The organism is Streptomyces sp. NPDC052682, assembly GCF_040678435.1.
Taxonomy (GTDB): domain Bacteria; phylum Actinomycetota; class Actinomycetes; order Streptomycetales; family Streptomycetaceae; genus Streptomyces.
The window spans coordinates 195,239-212,235 of sequence record NZ_JBFATS010000003.1; the positions used below are offsets into that span (position 1 = coordinate 195,239).

Annotated in this window: 16 protein-coding genes; 4 read left to right on the top strand and 12 right to left on the bottom strand. The window is 72.8% G+C overall.

Features of this window, described 5'->3' with window-relative positions:
* Window positions 1-24: 24 nt before the first annotated feature.
* The gene (locus AB0K80_RS05755; RefSeq protein WP_365666166.1) at window positions 25-1,122 is read right to left on the bottom strand and encodes a bifunctional succinyldiaminopimelate transaminase/glutamate-prephenate aminotransferase; all 1,098 of its coding nucleotides are present in this window, start codon (window positions 1,120-1,122) and stop codon (window positions 25-27) included.
* A gap of 111 nt (window positions 1,123-1,233) precedes the next feature.
* Entirely contained in the window at window positions 1,234-1,554 is a 321-nt protein-coding gene (gene fdxA / locus AB0K80_RS05760) for a ferredoxin (protein WP_014674796.1), read from the bottom strand.
* 141 nt (window positions 1,555-1,695) lie between these two features.
* On the opposite strand from fdxA, the gene AB0K80_RS05765 reads away from it, so the two are divergent.
* Window positions 1,696-2,715 (top strand): GNAT family N-acetyltransferase, encoded by a 1,020-nt coding sequence (locus AB0K80_RS05765; RefSeq protein WP_365666168.1) that lies wholly within the window; start codon window positions 1,696-1,698, stop codon window positions 2,713-2,715.
* Between the two features lie 17 nt (window positions 2,716-2,732).
* A complete protein-coding gene (locus AB0K80_RS05770) occupies window positions 2,733-3,584 on the top strand; it encodes a transglutaminase-like domain-containing protein (RefSeq protein WP_365666170.1) in 852 nt (283 codons plus the stop codon).
* A gap of 3 nt (window positions 3,585-3,587) precedes the next feature.
* On the opposite strand, the gene AB0K80_RS05775 is transcribed toward AB0K80_RS05770, so the two are convergent.
* The 8 genes from AB0K80_RS05775 to AB0K80_RS05810 form a co-directional block, all read right to left on the bottom strand.
* Window positions 3,588-4,202 carry a response regulator transcription factor gene (locus tag AB0K80_RS05775; protein WP_365666172.1) on the bottom strand — a complete coding sequence of 205 codons (615 nt, stop codon included), beginning with the start codon at window positions 4,200-4,202 and terminating at the stop codon, window positions 3,588-3,590.
* A complete protein-coding gene (locus tag AB0K80_RS05780; RefSeq protein ID WP_365666174.1) occupies window positions 4,199-5,359 on the bottom strand; it encodes a histidine kinase in 1,161 nt (386 codons plus the stop codon). The genes AB0K80_RS05775 and AB0K80_RS05780 overlap by 4 nt, the downstream gene beginning before the upstream one ends.
* Window positions 5,356-6,096 carry an ABC transporter permease gene (locus AB0K80_RS05785; protein ID WP_365666176.1) on the bottom strand — a complete coding sequence of 247 codons (741 nt, stop codon included), beginning with the start codon at window positions 6,094-6,096 and terminating at the stop codon, window positions 5,356-5,358. Before AB0K80_RS05785 ends, AB0K80_RS05780 begins: the two co-directional genes overlap by 4 nt.
* On the bottom strand, window positions 6,093-7,004 hold the full coding sequence (locus tag AB0K80_RS05790) for an ABC transporter ATP-binding protein (RefSeq protein WP_365666178.1): 912 nt from the start codon (window positions 7,002-7,004) through the stop codon (window positions 6,093-6,095). The genes AB0K80_RS05785 and AB0K80_RS05790 overlap by 4 nt, the downstream gene beginning before the upstream one ends.
* A 143-nt stretch (window positions 7,005-7,147) precedes the next feature.
* Window positions 7,148-9,664 (bottom strand): hypothetical protein, encoded by a 2,517-nt coding sequence (locus AB0K80_RS05795; RefSeq protein ID WP_365666187.1) that lies wholly within the window; start codon window positions 9,662-9,664, stop codon window positions 7,148-7,150.
* A 155-nt stretch (window positions 9,665-9,819) separates the two neighbouring features.
* Entirely contained in the window at window positions 9,820-10,233 is a 414-nt protein-coding gene (locus tag AB0K80_RS05800; protein ID WP_365666189.1) for a DUF6113 family protein, read from the bottom strand.
* Entirely contained in the window at window positions 10,230-11,114 is an 885-nt protein-coding gene (mshB, locus tag AB0K80_RS05805; protein ID WP_365666191.1) for an N-acetyl-1-D-myo-inositol-2-amino-2-deoxy-alpha-D-glucopyranoside deacetylase, read from the bottom strand. The genes AB0K80_RS05800 and mshB overlap by 4 nt, the downstream gene beginning before the upstream one ends.
* 46 nt (window positions 11,115-11,160) lie before the next feature.
* Window positions 11,161-11,355 carry a hypothetical protein gene (locus AB0K80_RS05810; RefSeq protein ID WP_003992731.1) on the bottom strand — a complete coding sequence of 65 codons (195 nt, stop codon included), beginning with the start codon at window positions 11,353-11,355 and terminating at the stop codon, window positions 11,161-11,163.
* A 191-nt stretch (window positions 11,356-11,546) separates the two neighbouring features.
* Between AB0K80_RS05810 and AB0K80_RS05815 the strand changes: the two genes are divergently transcribed.
* Window positions 11,547-13,664, top strand: coding sequence for a prolyl oligopeptidase family serine peptidase (locus AB0K80_RS05815; protein ID WP_365666193.1), 2,118 nt, complete (start codon window positions 11,547-11,549; stop codon window positions 13,662-13,664).
* A gap of 257 nt (window positions 13,665-13,921) precedes the next feature.
* Complete coding sequence (locus AB0K80_RS05820; protein ID WP_365666195.1) at window positions 13,922-14,494, top strand: class I SAM-dependent methyltransferase; 573 nt, start codon at window positions 13,922-13,924, stop codon at window positions 14,492-14,494.
* 302 nt (window positions 14,495-14,796) lie between these two features.
* Here the strand turns inward: AB0K80_RS05820 and AB0K80_RS05825 are convergent, their stop codons facing one another.
* Both AB0K80_RS05825 and AB0K80_RS05830 read right to left on the bottom strand, forming a co-directional pair.
* Window positions 14,797-15,945, bottom strand: coding sequence for a dipeptide ABC transporter ATP-binding protein (locus AB0K80_RS05825; RefSeq protein ID WP_365666197.1), 1,149 nt, complete (start codon window positions 15,943-15,945; stop codon window positions 14,797-14,799).
* A complete protein-coding gene (locus AB0K80_RS05830) occupies window positions 15,938-16,996 on the bottom strand; it encodes an ABC transporter ATP-binding protein (protein WP_365666198.1) in 1,059 nt (352 codons plus the stop codon). The genes AB0K80_RS05825 and AB0K80_RS05830 overlap by 8 nt, the downstream gene beginning before the upstream one ends.
* Window position 16,997: the final 1 nt, after the last annotated feature.

Consider the following 16,997-nt stretch of genomic DNA (forward strand, 5'->3'; position numbering starts at 1 on the left):
CGGCCGGTTTTCGTGTGCCCGCGGTCAGCTGCCGAGTCGCTGTACCGCGGCCCGTACCCGCTCGTCCGTCGCCGTCAGGGCCACGCGGACGAACCGCGCGCCCGCCGGGCCGTAGAAATCGCCCGGGGCGACGAGGATGCCGCGCTCCGCGAGGTGGGCGACCGTGGCCCAGCAGGACTCGTCCCTGGTCGCCCAGAGGTAGAGGCTCGCCTCGCTGTGCTCGATGCGGAAGCCGTGGGCGAGCAGGGCCGCGCGCAGGGCCTCGCGGCGGGCCGCGTAGCGCTCGCGCTGCTCGCGGACGTGGGTGTCGTCGGACAGCGCCGCCACGACGGCCGCCTGGGTCGGCGCGGGCGTCATCATGCCGCCGTGCTTGCGGATCTCCAGCAGCGGGCCGAGGACGGCCGGGTCGCCGGCCAGGAAGGCGGCGCGGTATCCGGCCAGGTTGGAGCGCTTGGACAGGGAGTGGACGGCGACCAGGCCGTCGTACGAGCCGCCGTTGACGTCCGGGTGCAGCACCGAGACCGGGTCGGCCTCCCAGCCCAGCTCGAGGTAGCACTCGTCGGAGAAGACGAGGATGCCGTGCGAACGGGCCCAGGCGACGATCCGGGTCAGGTCCTGCTTGGAGAGCACCTTGCCGGTGGGGTTGGACGGGCTGTTCAGCCACAGCAGCTTCAGCCCGCGCGGGTCCAGCTCGGTCGGGTCGTCGTAGACCTCGTGGCCTGCGCGGGCGAGGCGGGCGCCGACCTCGTACGTCGGGTAGGCCAGCCGCGGGTAGGCGACCTTGTCGCCCGGGCCGAGGCCCAGCTGGGTGGGGAGCCAGGCCACCAGTTCCTTGGAGCCGACGACCGGCAGGACGTGGCGGTGGGTGACGTCCCGGGCGCCGAGGCGGCGCTGCACCCAGCCGGTGATCGCGTCGCGCAGCTCCGGGGTGCCCCACACCGTCGGGTAGCCCGGGGAGTCGGCCGCGGCGACCAGGGCCTTCTGGATCAGCTCGGGGACCGGGTCGACGGGGGTGCCGACGGACAGGTCGACGATGCCGTCCGGGTGCGCGGCGGCCGTCTTCTTGTAGGGCTCCAGCTTGTCCCAGGGAAAGGTGGGCAGCCGGTCGGAGACTGCGGACACGGGTACTCGCTCACTTTCTGATACGGCAAACGCCTCGGCCCCGTGCGGCGATCGGGGGCGATCAGGCCGTACGGGACCGAGGCGGCACGGAGGTGCGGGCCGCTTACGGGATTACTCGCCCTGCGGCGGCAGCGCGGCGACGAACGGGTGGTCGCGCTCGATCAGCCCCAGCTTGCTGGCGCCGCCGGGCGAGCCGAGCTCGTCGAAGAACTCGACGTTCGCCTTGTAGTAGTCCTTCCACTCCTCCGGCACGTCGTCCTCGTAGAAGATGGCCTCGACCGGGCAGACCGGTTCGCAGGCCCCGCAGTCGACGCATTCGTCCGGGTGGATGTACAAGGACCGCTGGCCCTCGTAGATGCAGTCGACCGGGCACTCCTCGATGCACGCCTTGTCCTTGACGTCGACACAAGGCTGCGCGATGACGTAGGTCACGCTGTCGTTCCTCCTCGATAGGGCGCTGGCGGGCCTCCCACAGGCTCCGCCGCCTGGCGCGCGGGAGCGCGGCGTCGTCGATGCCCGCCCCTAGTATCTCCGTTCTTGGGCATGATCCGAACAGGAGGGGTGAACCGACCTGTGGAAATCTCTGCCGCCGGGCGCCTCGAGGTCCGTATCACCGCTGCTGACGTGGGCAAACGGGTCTCGGTACGGAGCTTGGTCGAACATGGTCCCCCGGGTGGGAAGTTCACCGATACGGTCGGAGTTCTCACATCATGGGACAACGGTGTGCTGCTGATCACACGGAAGGATGGCGAGAGCGTCCGTATCGCGGAATCGGCACTGGTCGCGGGCAAGGTGGTGCCTCCAGCGCCGGCCCGTCGGCGCGGTCCGGCCGCCTCCTACGAGGAGCTGGCCCGGGTCGCGGCCCGGGCGTGGCGGCCGGTGGAGAGCGAGCGGCTCGGCGACTGGGAGCTGCGGGCCGCCGCCGGGTTCACCCGGCGGGCCAATTCGGTACTGCCGCTGGGCGACCCGGGCGTGCCGCTGGAGGCGGCGCTGGAAACCGTACGGCGCTGGTACGGCGCGCGCGGGCTGCCGGCTTACCTCCAGACCGCGACCGGCGCCGAGGGCACGCAGGAGCTGCTGTGCGCGGAGCTGGAGCGGCGCGGGTGGGTGCGGGAGGTGACCGCCGAGCTGTGGATCGGGGCGCTGGCGCCGCTCGCGGACCGGGAGGAGCCGTCGGGGGTCGTGCTGACGCGCCGGGCCGACGAGGCGTGGCTCAGGCGGTACCGGCGCAAGGGCGTGAGCGACGTGGCGCTGCGGGTGCTGGGCAGCGGGCCGTCCGTGTGGTTCGCGACGGTGCCCGGGCAGGAGGAACCGGCCGCGATCGGGCGGTGTGTCGTCGACGGACGGTGGGCCGGGTTCGCGGCCGTCGAGGTGGACCCGGGCCTGCGGCGGCAGGGGCTCGCCACCGCCGTGATGGCCGCCCTGGCCCGGCGGGCCCTGGACGAGGGCGCGTCGGCGGCGTGGCTCCAGGTCGAGACGGACAACGCGGCGGCGCGGGCGCTGTACACCGGGATGGGCTTCGCCGCGCACCACGCGTACCACCACTACCGGGAACCGGCGGATGCCGCTGACGGCCGGTACGGATCACCGTGAGAGGGCACGAGACTCCTATGCGTCCCCCTTGTCCCCCGCCCCCCGAGCGGTCCGCCGAGCTGCGGCGGCGGTTCGCCGAAGAGGCCCGGTCCGAGCGGCCCGACCTGTCGGCGCTGTGCCTGCTGGTGGGCGCGGAGGCGGACGGCACGCTGGACGAGGCGGGCATGGACGCCGCGCAGGTCGAGCTGGACCGGCTGGCCGGGCAGCTGCCGTACCGGCCCGGCGGGCCGCGTGCCTGGGCACTCGCGCTGCGGGAGCTGCTCGGTGACCGGGCGGGGTTCCACGGCACCCCGGCCGACTACCAGCGCCTGGAGTCGTCCCTGCTGCACGAGGTGCTGCGGCGGCGGCGCGGGCTGCCGATCCTGCTGTCGGTGGTGTGGATGGAGGTCGCGCGGCGGGCCGGGGCGCCGGTGTACGGGGTGGCTCTGCCGGGGCACTTCGTCATCGGCTTCGGGCCGCCGGAAGAGCAGGTGCTGGCCGATCCGTTCGACGGGGGGCGGGTGCTGACGGGCGCGGACGCGGAGCTGCTCGTCGCGGGCGCCACGGGGGCGCCGCTCGATCCGTCCCATCTCGCACCGGCCGATCCGCTCGATGTGGTGCTGCGGATCCTGAACAACATCCGGGCGTGGGCGGCGGCGCGGCCCGAGCGGTCGGATGTGGCGTTGTGGGCCGTGGAGCTGTCGCTGCTGCTGCCGTCGCATCCGGCCCGGCTGCGCTACGAGCGGGGCCGGCTGCTGGTGGGGCGGGGGGACTTCGTGGGCGGCGCCGAGGAGCTGGAGGCGTACGCGGAGGTCGTCGCGGCGGTGGACGAGCAGGGCGCCGAGCGGGTGCGGGGGGAGGCCCGGGCGGCCAGGGCCCTGCTGAACTGACGGTTACAGCCAGCCCTTCTCCCGCGCCACCCGGACCGCCTCCGCCCGGTTGCGTACGGCCAGTTTCTGGATGGCCGTCGAGAGGTAGTTGCGGACCGTGCCCTGGGACAGGTGGAGCAGCTGCGCGAGCTCGGCGTTGGTGGAGCCGTCGGCCGCGGCGCGCAGGACCTCCCGTTCGCGGTCGGTGAGGGGGTTGGCGCCCTCCGCCAGGGCCGCCGCCGCCAGGGTGGGGTCGATGACGCGCTCGCCCGCGAGGACCTTCCTGATCGCCTCGGCGAGCTGCGCGGCCGGGGCGTCCTTGACGAGGAAGGCGTCGGCGCCGGACTCCATGGCGCTGCGCAGGTAGCCGGGGCGGCCGAAGGTGGTGAGGACGACCAGTCTCACCTCGGGGAGCTCGCGGTGCAGCAGGGCCGCGGCCTCGATGCCGGTGGCGCCGGGCATCTCGATGTCCAGGAGCGCCACGTCGACGTGGTGCTCGCGGGCCGCGGGCAGGACCTCGTCGCCGCGGGCCACCTGGGCGACGACCTCGATGTCCTCCTCCAGGCCCAGCAGGGCGGCCAGTGCCTCGCGCACCATGGACTGGTCCTCGGCGAGCAGGACCTTGATCGTGCCGGTCATGCCGGGGATCCTACGTCCGCCGCCGGGCCGGCGGGCACGCGGGCGACCAGCCGGAAACCGTGCCTGACGCGGCCCGCCTCCAGCGTCCCGCCCGCCTTGTGCAGCCGCTCGGTCAGGCCGGTCAGGCCGTTGCCGGGGCCGCCTCCCGAGCCGCCCGAGCCGTTGTCCTCGACGCACAGCTCCAGGACGGGGCCGTCCAGGGTCTGGCAGCGGCGCAGCTCCACCGTGCAGCGGCGGGCGCCGCTGTGCCGTACGACGTTGGTGACGGCCTCGCGCAGCGCCCAGGCGAGGGCGGACTCGCTCTCCTCGGGGATGCCGGTGGGGTCGGATTCGGCGGGCAGCTCGGCGGTGACGCCGGCGGCGGTGAGCGCGACCTGGGCGCCCGCGAGTTCGGCGGCCAGCCGGGGGCGCCGGTAGCCGGTGACGGCCTCGCGCACGTCGACCAGGGCCTGGCGGCTGACCTTCTCGATGTCGGCGACCTGCTGGGCCGCCTTGTCGGGGTGGTCGGGGAGCATGCGCCCGGCCAGCTCGCTCTTGAGGGTGATCAGCGACAGCGAGTGGCCCAGCAGGTCGTGCAGGTCGCGGGCGAGCCGCAGCCGCTCCTCGTTCGCGGCGAGCTGGGCGACCGTCGCCCGGGCCTCGCGCAGGGCGATGGTCGTCCGGATGAGCTCCCGGACTCCGGTCATGGCGAAGCCGCCCAGCAGCGCCGGGATGAGCAAGCCGCCCAGGTAGGGCCGGCCGCCCGGCACGGTCAGCGCGAGGGCGGACAGCAGCGCGCACGTGCCCGGGATCGTCCAGCGGGCCAGGCGCGGCGGCAGGGCCGCGCCGGAGGCGATGGCGACGTACACGAACAGGACCAGCCACTCCCGGCCCAGGCACAGGACGAGCAGGGTGGACTGGGCCGCCAGGACGGCGAGCGAGCCGGCCACCAGGGCGTTGCGCTCCACCCGGCCGGTGCGGAAGATCAGCACCATGTACCAGGCGACGAAGGCGGCGAGGCCCATCCAGCCGAGGATGCGGGCGGCGGCGCCGTGACCGCCGTTGAGCAGGTCGCCGACGGGGGCGCCGAGGTAGACCAGCCAGATACCGGTCCACAGCGCTTTCACGGCCCGCTGCCTGCGGTTCTGCGGGCGCTGCCCGATGCCGACGCCGCTCACGCCTTCAGGGTGTCCTTCCGGTACAGCCAGGCCGCGCCGCCCGTGAACAGGACGAAGGAGGCGACGAGGACGGCGATGTCCCGCGCGTGCGGGGCGTGGCTCTGTTCGATGGCCCGCCCCAGGGCAGCGTACGCGTGGGTGGGCACCCAGCCGGCGATGTCCTGGAGCCAGGCGGGGAAGCTGGTGGTCGGCATCCACAGGCCGCCGAGGATCGACAGCCCGAAGTAGGTGATCATCGTGATCGGGCGGACCGCGTCCCCGCCGACCAGATAGCCCAGGGCGACGCCGAGCGCGGCGAAGACGAGGCTGCCCGCCCAGATGGCGCCGGTGAGGGCGAGCCACTGCCAGGCGTCCAGGCGTACGTCCTTCACGGCCGCGGCGACGGCGAAGACGACCACGATCGAGGGCAGGCTGACGACGGCGGCGCTGGCGGTCTTGGCGAGCACGTAGCCGCGGCCCGGCAGAGGCGTCAGCCGCAGCTGCCGTACCCAGCCGCTCTCGCGCTCCTTGGCGATGCGCTCGCTGTTGCCCATCAGCACGGCCGTCAGGGCGCCGAACGAGGCCATGGAGACCATCATGTAGGTCGGGAGGGTCAGGCCGGTGCCGTCGATCCTGGTGGCGCTGTCGGTGTTGCCCGCGATGAGCAGGAAGACGACCGACGGGTAGATCACGGAGAAGAACAGGAACTTCCGGTTGCGCAGGGCACGGACGAGTTCCAGCTTGACGAGGCTGTTCACGACTGCCTGGCCTCCTCGGCGGCGGTGAGGGCGACGAAGGCCTGCTCGAGTCCGAGCCCGGCGACTTCGAGGTTGCGGGGGTGGACACCGAGGCCGTACAGGGCGTGGACGGTGGCGTCGGCGTCGGAGGACTGGATGCGCACGGTCCGGCCGGACACGTCCAGGGCCGTGAGGAACGGCAGGGTCCGCAGCGCGGCCGTGTCGATCGGGTCCGCCAGGTCGAAGGAGATCCTGCGGGCGCCCGCCTTCGCCTTGATCTCGGCGGCCGTGCCGTCGGCCAGCAGCCGGCCGCGGTGCAGGACGAGCACCCGGTCGGCGACGGCGTCGGCCTCCTCCAGGTAGTGCGTGGCGAACAGGACCGTACGGCCCTGGTCGGCCTGCTCGCGCATGGTGGCCCAGAAGGCCTGGCGGGTGGTGACGTCCATGCCGGTGGTGGGTTCGTCCAGGACGATCAGGTCGCTGTCGCCGGCGGTGGCCAGGGCGAAGCGGACGCGCTGGACCTGACCGCCGGAGAGCTTGTTGACCTTGCGGTCGGCGATCTTCGTGACACCGGCCCGGGCCATCACGTCGGCGACGGCGTACGGCCTCGGGTGCAGGGCGCAGGCGAGCCGGACCAGTTCGGCGACCGTCACCTCGTCCATCAGTCCGCCGCTCTGCAGCATGGCGCCCACGCGCCCGGCGACGATGGCCTCGCGCGGGCTGCCGCCGAATACACGGACGGTGCCCTGGTCGGGGCGCTTGAGGCCGAGCAGCAGGTCGAGGGTGGTCGACTTGCCGGCCCCGTTCGGGCCCAGCAGGGCCACGGTCTGTCCCGGGTGCAGGGCGAGCGTCAGGCCGTCCACCGCCCGGACGCTCCCGTACGTCTTTCCGACCTGGTCGAAGCCGACCACTGGCGCTGTCGTTTCCATGACAGCCATCGTGGCCGTCAGGGCCCGGCAGGCGGCAGTGTCGGCGGTCCTGACCGGTGGATGACAGATGTCATGCGCACGAAGTGACGGGTCGGCGAGGGGCGCCTGGGACGGCCCAGGCGCCCCTCGCCGTGGTGAAGCCGCTAGCTTGGGTCGGTGTCGATCACGGCCACGCGGTCGGTGGTGCTCTTCAGCGCCGGGCGCAGGGCGGAGATGACGTCCTCGACCGTGACCGGCGTCTTCTGGCCGGTGCCGCGGTTGACCAGCACCCCGTCGAAGGTGTCGCCGTACAGGGCCTTGAGCGCCGCCCGGTCGTAGTACTCGACCAGCTTGCCGTTCTGCGCCTTCACACCGAGGAACTTCCACAGGGAGTTCTGCGGGCTGAAGGAGATCTGCTTGCCGGTGTCGGTCTTGACCGTGACCAGGCCCGACATGGCCGGCTTGGCGAACTCCTTCATCATGCGGTCGACCTCGGAGTTCGGCACGGTCGGCTGCTGGGTGGTGGTGGGCACCGTCACCGGGGAGGAGGAGTCGGTCTCCACCTGGGTGCGGTACGCCTCCTCCACCGCCTGGGTCGCCTTGTCGACGTCGATGCCCTTGCCGGGCTTGCCGTAGACGGCGACGGCCTTGCCCGGCCGGAACTTGATCGTGCCGTCGGTGACCGAGCCGGTGCCGCCGGCCGCGCTCCTGAGGGCGGCGTGCAGCTTCTCCTCGTCGACCGGCATGTCCGGCGCGACCACACGGTGGTTGCCGAACAGGGAGCCGATCACCGAGACCGGGTTGTAGTCGCTTCCCGCGGCGGCGTCGACGGTGGCCTGCATGTCGAACTGGAGCCCGGCCTGGTCGGGTTCGAGCTCGACCGTCCTGCCGCCCACCGACAGCTTCAGCGGCTTGTTCACGCGGCCGTCGAAGGCCTCGTTGAGCTTCTTGACGGCCTCGTCACGGGTGCCGCCGCCGATGTCGACGCCGAGCACGGTGGTGCCCTTGGGCACGTCCGAGTGGTTCATCAGCAGGCCCGCGCCGTAGGCGAGGCCGGCCAGGGCGATGACACCGCCGCCGAGCAGGACCAGCTTGTTGCGGCCCTTCTTCTTCGGCGGCTTCGACGAGCTCGCCGGGGGCGCCGCGACCGGCTCGGGCAGCTTCGGGGGCGTGTGCGGCTGCGGGCCGTCGCCGGGCGCGCCCGGGCCGAACGGCGTGTGGGGGCCGGACGGTACGACCGGGATGCCGCTGGTGACGGTGTGTCCGGAGACGTTGTCGTGGCGGGGCCCGTAGCCCGGGCCGTCCGGTTCGGGGACCGGCTTCTGCGGGGTGAGGATGGCGGTGTCGTCGCTCATGCCGCCGCCGGGGCCGGGGTGGCCCGGGGCGTTCAGGCCGGCGGGGGCGCCGGGGGTCATGCCGGGGGTGCGGGGGCCGGCGGGGCGGCGGGGCTCGTCATAGCCGCCGGGACCACCGGGGCGCCCGGGCTCGTCGTATCCACCGGGCATGCCGGACCGGCCGGACTCGTCGTAGCCGCCGGGGCCGCTGGACCGACCGGGCTCCTCGTAACCACCGGGACCACCGGGGCGCCCGGGCTCGTCGTAACCACCGGGCATGCCGGGGCCGCCCGGGCCGCTCTGCGCTCCGCCGGCCGGCGGCAGGATCGGGCCGTCGCCGGTGACCGGGCCGCTCGTCGGGCCCGCCGGGCCGCCCTGCGGGCCGCCGTGGCCCGTGTGCTCGTGGATGCCGCCGGCGTCGCCCGGGCCGCCGTGACCCGCCTGGCCGTTCGGCCCGCCCTGCGCGTGCGGGGTGCGCTGCCCGCCGTTCGTGTCCTCGGCGAAGTACGGCAGGTCGTCACGGCGCGGCTCGGCACCGCCCGCCGTGCCCGGGCCGGAGCGGGATCCGTTGCCCAGCGGACCCGCCGCCAGGGCCTCGGTCACGTCGAAGGAGCCGGTGCCGCCGCCGTGCCCGGGTGCCACGGGGCCGCCGGTCGCGCCGGGCAGCCCGGCGCCGTTCGTGCCGCCGGGCCGGGAGGTGCCCCCGGCGGTGCCGGGCCTCGCTCCGCTCGCGCCGCCGGTCCGGGAGCCGCCCGGCACGCTCATGGAACCGACCACACCTCCGGGACGGCCCGCGCCGGGCCGCGCGCCACCGGCACCGGACGGTCCGGCACCGGAGGCCGACGCGCCCGCACCGGGTCCGGACGGGTCCGAACCGCCGGGCAGCCCGGCCCCGTTGGTGGAACCGCCGCCCTGACCGCCCTTGACCGCCGGGGACTTGCGTGGCGCGAACCAGTCGCTGGTCGCCTTCTCCTCGGCGGACCGGTCGGACCGCTCGGACCGGTCGACCCGGTCGGGCTCGGCGGGAGGTTCGGCGGTGCGCGTGGAGGTGGCGGCGCCCGGCGCCGACGCCTCCGCGTCGGTGTCGGAGCCGTTCGCGCTCTCGGCGTCCGTGACGGGCTTGCGCACGACGACCGGCGGGATCGGCCGCGATCCGGGGATGTTGATCCGGATCCGGGTCGTCAGCGTGGTCTCGGTCTTGCGTTCCTCCGGCCGCGCGCCCGAACGGCCCGCGTCCGTACCGTCGCCGGAAGCCGTCGGTGTCCCGTAGGGCGGCGTGCCCGACGGGTAGGCGGCTCCGCCGCGCCCGTTGGGCCCGGAGGACGGAGTGTCAGTTTCACGACTCAAGGCAGGTTCTCCCGGTTGGCTCCGCCGCCCGACACGACCTCACGCGGGCAGCTCGGCGGCGCGCACCACCTTACTGGCCACTTCTCGCCCATATCCCAGGACCGCCGGGGAAAGCCCACCGGACCCGCACGCGCGCTGTGTGGCGAAGTAGTACGTCACTTGCCAAGTCGGGCGGACCCGCCGTCGGGTTGCCGCACCGGGGCGAAGGTGGCGCAGATCACAGCGACGGCCATGCCGCCGAGCAGGAAGAGGTACGAGCCGCCGCTCGCCGCGAAGAGGAAGTCCCCTTCGGGGCGGCTGGCGGTGAGCAGGATGACGGCGAGCATCCAGCCGCCGGCGGACGCGATCGCCGCGGCCCGGCTGCGGGCGGCGCGGCCCGCGCCCAGGCAGAGCCCGGCCTCGCCCGCGAGGGCGAGGAGCAGGCCGCCGGGGAACCAGGCGGGCTGCACCACCGCTCCGGCGACGCCCACCAGGGCGCCGAGCACGAACAGGCCCAGGTAGGCGGCGGCCCGTCCGGCGGAGGGCGGCTTCAGCGGCTGGGCGAGCAGGGAGGTCCGGTCGCCGCTCATGACGCCTCCCGCACACCGCTGCCGAGGCCGAGACCGAGGCCGGCGAACAGGTCGGTCTCCCGCGTTCCGGAACCGCGCTCGCCGCGCACCAGCTCGTAGTACTCGGTGGTGAACAGCGGCTGGGCGAGCTCGTTGGACAGCGCGAAGCAGTGGCCGGCGACGGTGATCTGGGTGGCGTGGGCGCGCATGGCGGCGGCCTTGGCGGCGGCGTGCGCGGTGCCGTCGATCTCCGTGGTGACGCGGTCGTCGGCGACCACCCCGGGGACGTCGTCGACCGTGGCCGCCTTGCCGAAGGGCAGGTGGGGCAGGTCCTGTTGGAGGCGGGCGAAGGCCTGCTCGGCGACGGACCGGGGCACCCGGTTCCAGTAGACCTTGGCGAGGGGGCAGCCCGCCTCCTCGGCGAGCTCGGCGGCGCGCATGGCGACGCGGTGGGCCTGGATGTGGTCGGGGTGGCCGTAGCCGCCGCGGTCGTCGTAGGTGACGAGGACCTGGGGGCGGACCTCGCGGATCACCTCGAGGAGCCCGCGGGCCGCCTCCTCGACGTCGGCCTGCCAGAAGCAGGTGGGGTCGTCGTTGTCGGGCAGTCCCATCATCCCGGAGTCCGCGTAACGCCCGGGGCCGCCGAGCAGCCGGACGTCCCTCACGCCGAGCTCGGCCATCGCGGCGGTGAGCTCGCCCAGGCGGTGCCGGCCGAGGGCGGCACCGGTCAGGTGGGCGAGGTCGGGCGGGATGACCTCGCCGCGCTCGCCGAGGGTGCAGGTGACCAGCGTCACGTGGGCACCCTCGGCCGCGTACCGGGCCATGGTGGCGCCGTTGTTGATCGACTCGTCGTCCGGGTGCGCGTGCACCAGCAGCAGACGCCGCGCGGGCAGTTCCGTCATGGTCACCACCCTACGAGGCGCCACCGGCGGCGGCCCGCGCCCCGGGTCAGAACTTGATGCTGCCGATCATCCCGGCGATGTTCGTCGTCAGCTCGCTGATCGTGGGGGCCACGGTCGAGGAGGCGAGGTAGAAGCCGAGCAGCATGCACACGATGGCGTGCCCGGCTTTCAGTCCTGACTTCTTGATGAGCAGGAACACGATGATCGCCAGCAGCACCACCGCCGAAATCGAGAGTGCCACGGCGGCTCACCTCCAAAGATCCCAAGAGCGCGGGGGGTCGGACTAATGGGGGCAGGTTATGGGGGCAGAAGTATCCGTACAGCAGCCAGCAGGTTCATACCCACTATGCGGTAGTGATCATAACTATCCGTACGTGCGCATTGATCGGCGCACGGCCGCACAAGGGGGCGCATGGCCAATATGGTCGGGTCATGCAGACCGAGGCTGACTCCTTCCCCCGACGGCACGCCCGCACCCAGCGTTTCTCGCTCGGCGCGCCGCGTTCGTTCACCGTGGCGCCCGACGGCTCGCGTGTCGTGTTCCTGCGCTCCAGTTCCGGTACCGACCGGGCGAGTTCGCTGTGGGTCCTCGACCTCGAGGAAGGCGGGGAGCGCGTGGCGGCGGACCCGCGCGCCCTCCTGGGCGGCGCCTCGGAGCACCTCTCCGCCGAGGAGCGGGCCCGGCGCGAGCGCAGCCGCGAGGGCGGTGCGGGCGTGGTCGGCTACGCCACCGACACGGCCGTCGAGTTGGCGTCTTTCGCCTTGTCAGGGCGGCTTTTCACAGCCGAGCTGCGGGCCGGGACAGCCCGCGAACTGGCGGTCCCCGGGCCGGTGATCGACCCGCGTCCGTCGCCCGACGGCCGGTACGTGGCGTACATCGCCGGGGGTGCCCTGCGGGTCGTCGGCGCGGAGGGCGACGGCGACCGGGTGCTCGCCGAGCCCGAATCGGAGAATGTCTCATATGGTCTGGCCGAGTTCGTCGCGGCCGAGGAGATGGGGCGTACCCGGGGCTTCTGGTGGGCTCCGGAGTCGGACCGGCTGCTCGTGGCGCGGGTGGACGACACGCCGGTGCGCCGGTGGTGGATCTCCGATCCGGCGCATCCGGACCGCGAGCCGCAGCGGGTGGCGTACCCGGCGGCGGGCACGGACAACGCGGACGTCCGGTTGTTCGTGACCGGCCTGGACGGGGCGCGCACGGAGGTCGTCTGGGACCGGGCGCGGTATCCGTATCTGGCGCATGTGCACTGGTCAGGGGCGGGTGCGCCGCTGCTGCTGGTCCAGGCGCGGGACCAGCGCAGCCAGCTGTTCCTGGCCGTGGACCCGCAGACGGGGGCGACCCGGATGGTGCACGCGGACGAAGATCCAACATGGCTGGATCTTTTCCCTGGGGTACCGCGCTGGAGCCCGTCCGGCCGGCTGGTGCGGATCGCGGACGAGGGAGGTGCCCGGGTCCTGGCGGTCGGGGAACGCCCGCTGACCGGCCCGCAGTTGCACCTGCGGGCCGTGCTGGACGTCTCGGACGACGACGTGCTGGTCTCGGCCTCGGCGGGCGAGGAGGCGGCCGAGGCGGAGACGGGCCAGGTGCATGTGTACCGGGTGAACGAGCTCGGGGTGGAGCGCGTCTCCCAGGAGCCCGGGGTGCACACGGCGGTGCGCGCCGGAGGCGTGACCGTCCTGGTCTCGGCCACGCTCGACCGGCCCGGTGCCCAGGTGCGGGTCCTGCGGGACGGGCGACAGGTGGCAACCGTCCCCTCGTATGCGGAAGATCCCGGTCTGTCCCCGCGGGTGACGCTCACCGAGGGGGGCGCACGCCGCATTCCGTGCGCCGTGCTTATGCCTCGGGACTACGCCGGTGACACCCCGCTCCCGGTTTTGATGGATCCCTACGGCGGTCCGCACGGCCCGCGGGTGCTGGCCGCCCACAACGCCCACCTCACCTCCCAGTGGTTCGCCGACCAGGGCTTCGCGGTGGTCGTCGCCGACGGACGCGGCACGCCCGGGCGCTCCCCCGGCTGGGAGAAGGCGGTCCACCACGACTTCACGCTCTCCCTGGACGACCAGGTGGAGGCCCTGCAGGACCTCGCCGAGCGGTACCCCCTGGACCTGTCCCGGGTGGCTATCCGCGGCTGGTCCTACGGCGGCTACCTGGCCGCGCTCGCCGTGCTGCGCCGCCCGGACGTCTTCCACGCGGGCATCGCGGGCGCCCCGGTGACCGACTGGCGGCTGTACGACACCCACTACACCGAGCGCTACCTGGGCGACCCGGCCGAGCACCCGGCGGCGTACGCGAGAAGCTCCCTGGTCACGGACGACGGCCTGTCCTTGCCCGCCGAGCCGCACCGGCCGCTGATGATCGTGCACGGCCTGGCCGACGACAACGTGGTCGCCGCGCACACCCTGCGGCTGTCCTCGGCCCTGCTGGCCGCCGGCCGCCCGCACGAGGTGCTGCCGCTGTCGGGCGTCACCCACATGACCCCGCAGGAGCAGGTCGCCGAGAACCTGCTGCTGCTTCAGGTCGACTTCCTCAAGCGGGCGTTGGCCCTCGGGTAGGCATGGCAACGGGCCGGGGCGACATGGCGCGCCCCGGCCCGTTTACGGCACCCGCACGGCCGTACGCTGTTCAGCCTGACGCGTCCGTATATCGGGACGGGGTCGGTGAAGTTGCCTGCGTGTTAACGCGATTGATGCGGGTTTGTATGGTTGTGCGTCCCTCGGCCGGGGCACCCTGCCGTCCTGGCCGGAGAAAACCCCGCGGACGCCTGCGCTGGGCGTTAGCGTCATGCCCACGATGCGATGAAAGGGGGCTCGTGAGCATGGCGGAGCGTGCGGCTCCACCTCGTGTGGTGGCCGCGGAGCGTATCGCGTCCGAGGCGGGTTTCACGAAGAGTTGCCTCCCCGAGGTGGGCAGGCTGCTCAGGCTGGCCGCCGCCGCGAAACCCCGGGGAGTCATCGCGGAGAGCGGCACAGGCTCAGGCGTGGGGACGGCATGGCTGCACAGCGGGCTGGGCGCCGACGCCCGCCTGGTCACCGTGGAGCGCGACGAGGAGCTGGCCCGCCGCGCGGCAGAGGTCTTCGCGGACGACGACCGCGTCAGCGTTCTCGTCGGGGACTGGCGGCTGATCGAGCGGCACGCCCCCTTCGACGTCTTCTTCTGCGACGGCGGAGGCAAGCGCGACGATCCGGGGACGGTCGTCGAGCTGCTCGCTCCGGGCGGCCTTCTCATCCTGGACGACTTCACTCCGTCGGCCCAGTGGCCGCCCGTCTTCGAGGGCGAGGTGGATGAGCTGCGCCTGTTCTACCTCACTCATCCCGATCTTGAGGCCACTGAAGTGCTCACCACGCCCTCCAGTTCGGCGGTGGTCGCGGCACGCCGCCGATAGCCGGCCGGGAAGCGCGCCCGGGCACGGTGCCGGAGGCCCTGCGACGACGCCCAGGCGTCGGGAAACCCACGGCTCCACGCGGACGGCCCCACGCCCGGGACCCCACAGCTCCACGCGGACGGCCCCGCCCCCGGGACCCCACAGCTCCACGCAGACGGCCCCGCCCCCGGGACCCCACAGCTCCACGCAGACGCACCCCACCTAGGGAAACCCCGCCCCACGCAGACGCCCCCGCCTCGGGGAACGCCGGGTCCCGGCACCCGATACAGGCGTGCCGGGACCGTGAAAGCGTCGCGACGGCGTCAGGCCGCGTGGACCACGTCCTTCTCCTCCGCGAAGTGGCAGGCCGACTCGTGGGCCGCCGGGGAGTCCGAGCCCTGGAAGCGCTCGGGGATGGCCAGCAGCGGGACCTCCTCGGCGCACTTGTCCTGGGCCTTCCAGCAGCGGGTGCGGAAGCGGCAGCCCGAGGGCGGGTTGGCCGGGGACGGCACGTCGCCGGTGAGGATGATCCGCTCGCGGTGGTCGCGGGCGTCCGGGTCCGGCACGGGGACCGCCGACAGCAGCGCCTGGGTGTAGGGGTGCGTGGGGTGGTCGTAGATCTGCTCGTCCGTGCCGATCTCGGCCATCTTGCCGAGGTACATCACACCGACGCGGTCGGAGATGTGCCGGACGATCGACAGGTCGTGCGCGATGAAGAGGTAGGAGAGGTTGAACTCGTCCTGCAGCTTCTCCATCAGGTTGATGACCTGCGCCTGCACCGACACGTCCAGCGCGGAGACCGGCTCGTCGCAGATGATGATCTCGGGGTTCAGGGCCAGGCCGCGGGCGATGCCGATGCGCTGGCGCTGACCGCCGGAGAACTGGTGCGGGTAGCGGTTGATGTACTCCGGGTTCAGGCCGACGACGTCCAGCAGCTCCTGCACCTTGCGGCGCCGGTCGCCCTTCGGGGCCACCTCGGGGTGGATGTCGAAGGGCTCGCCGATGATGTCGCCCACCGTCATACGGGGGTTGAGCGAGGTGTACGGGTCCTGGAACACCATCTGGATGTTCCGGCGGACCGCCTTCAGCGCGCGCCCGGACAGCTTGGTGATGTCCTGGCCCTTGTAGAAGATCTCGCCGGCGGTCGCCGTCTCCAGCATCATCAGCAGCTTGGCGACGGTGGACTTGCCGCAGCCGGACTCGCCCACGATGCCGAGGGTCTCGCCCTGGTAGAGGTCGAAGGAGACCCCGTCCACGGCCTTGACCGCGCCGATCTGGCGCTTGAACAGGATGCCTTGGGTCAGCGGGAAGTGCTTCACCAGGTTGCGGACCTGGAGGATCGGCTCGCCGCGCTCGACCGGGGCCTCGATGGCGGCCACGGCCTCCTCGTCGGTGGCCGCGTCGACCGTCTCCACCTCGGTGACGTTGGGGGTGGCGTCCATGGTCTCGTCCGTCTTGTCCAGGTCAGCCATGGATCGTCTCCTTCCAGAAGTGGCACGCGCTGCCGCGGCCGGGGAGCTCGCCGCCGTCCCGCTCGGTGACCGGGTGCAGCTTCGGGACGTCCGTACGGCAGATGTCCTGGGCCTGCGGGCAGCGCGGGTTGAAGGCGCAGCCGGACGGGATGCGGGTCAGGTTGGGCGGCAGGCCCTTGATCGCGTACAGCTCCTGGCCCTTCTGGTCCAGGCGCGGGATGGAGTCCAGCAGACCCTTGGTGTAGGGGTGCGCCGGTCGCTTGTACAACTCGTGGACCGGGGCGGTCTCCACGATCCGGCCCGCGTACATCACCGCGATCTTGTCCGCCACGTCGGCGACGACACCGAGGTCGTGGGTGATGAGGATCAGGCCCATGTTGTACTCGCGCTGGAGTTCCGCGAGCAGGTCCATGACCTGCGCCTGGACCGTCACGTCGAGGGCCGTGGTCGGCTCGTCGGCGATGATCAGGTCCGGTTCCAGGGCGAGCGCCATGGCGATCATGATGCGCTGGCGCATACCGCCGGAGAACTGGTGAGGGTAGTCGCCGACGCGCTCCTTGGCGGCCGGGATCTTTACCCGTTCCATCAGCTCGATGGCCTTGGCCTTGGCGTCCTTCTTGCTCAGGCCCTGGTGGACGCGGAACATCTCGCCGAGCTGGTAACCGACGCTGAGCACCGGGTTCAGGGCGGAGAGCGCGTCCTGGAAGATCATGGCGATCTTGCTGCCGCGGATCTTGCGCCGGGCGTCGTTGGACATGGTCAGCATGTCCTCACCGCGGTACAGGATCTGCCCCTTGGGGATCCGTCCGGGCGGCATGTCGAGGATGCCCATGATCGCCTGGGCGGTCACGGACTTGCCGGAGCCGGACTCACCGAGCACGGCGAGGGTCTCACCGGAGTTCACGGTGTAGTTCACTCCGTTGACGGCCTTGGCGACACCGTCCCGGGTGTGGAACTCGACGTGCAGATCGCGCACTTCGAGCAGTGGGACATGGGCATCACCCGTGCCGTGCGGCTCGGGGACGTTCCTGGTCATGTCGATGGTGGTCACG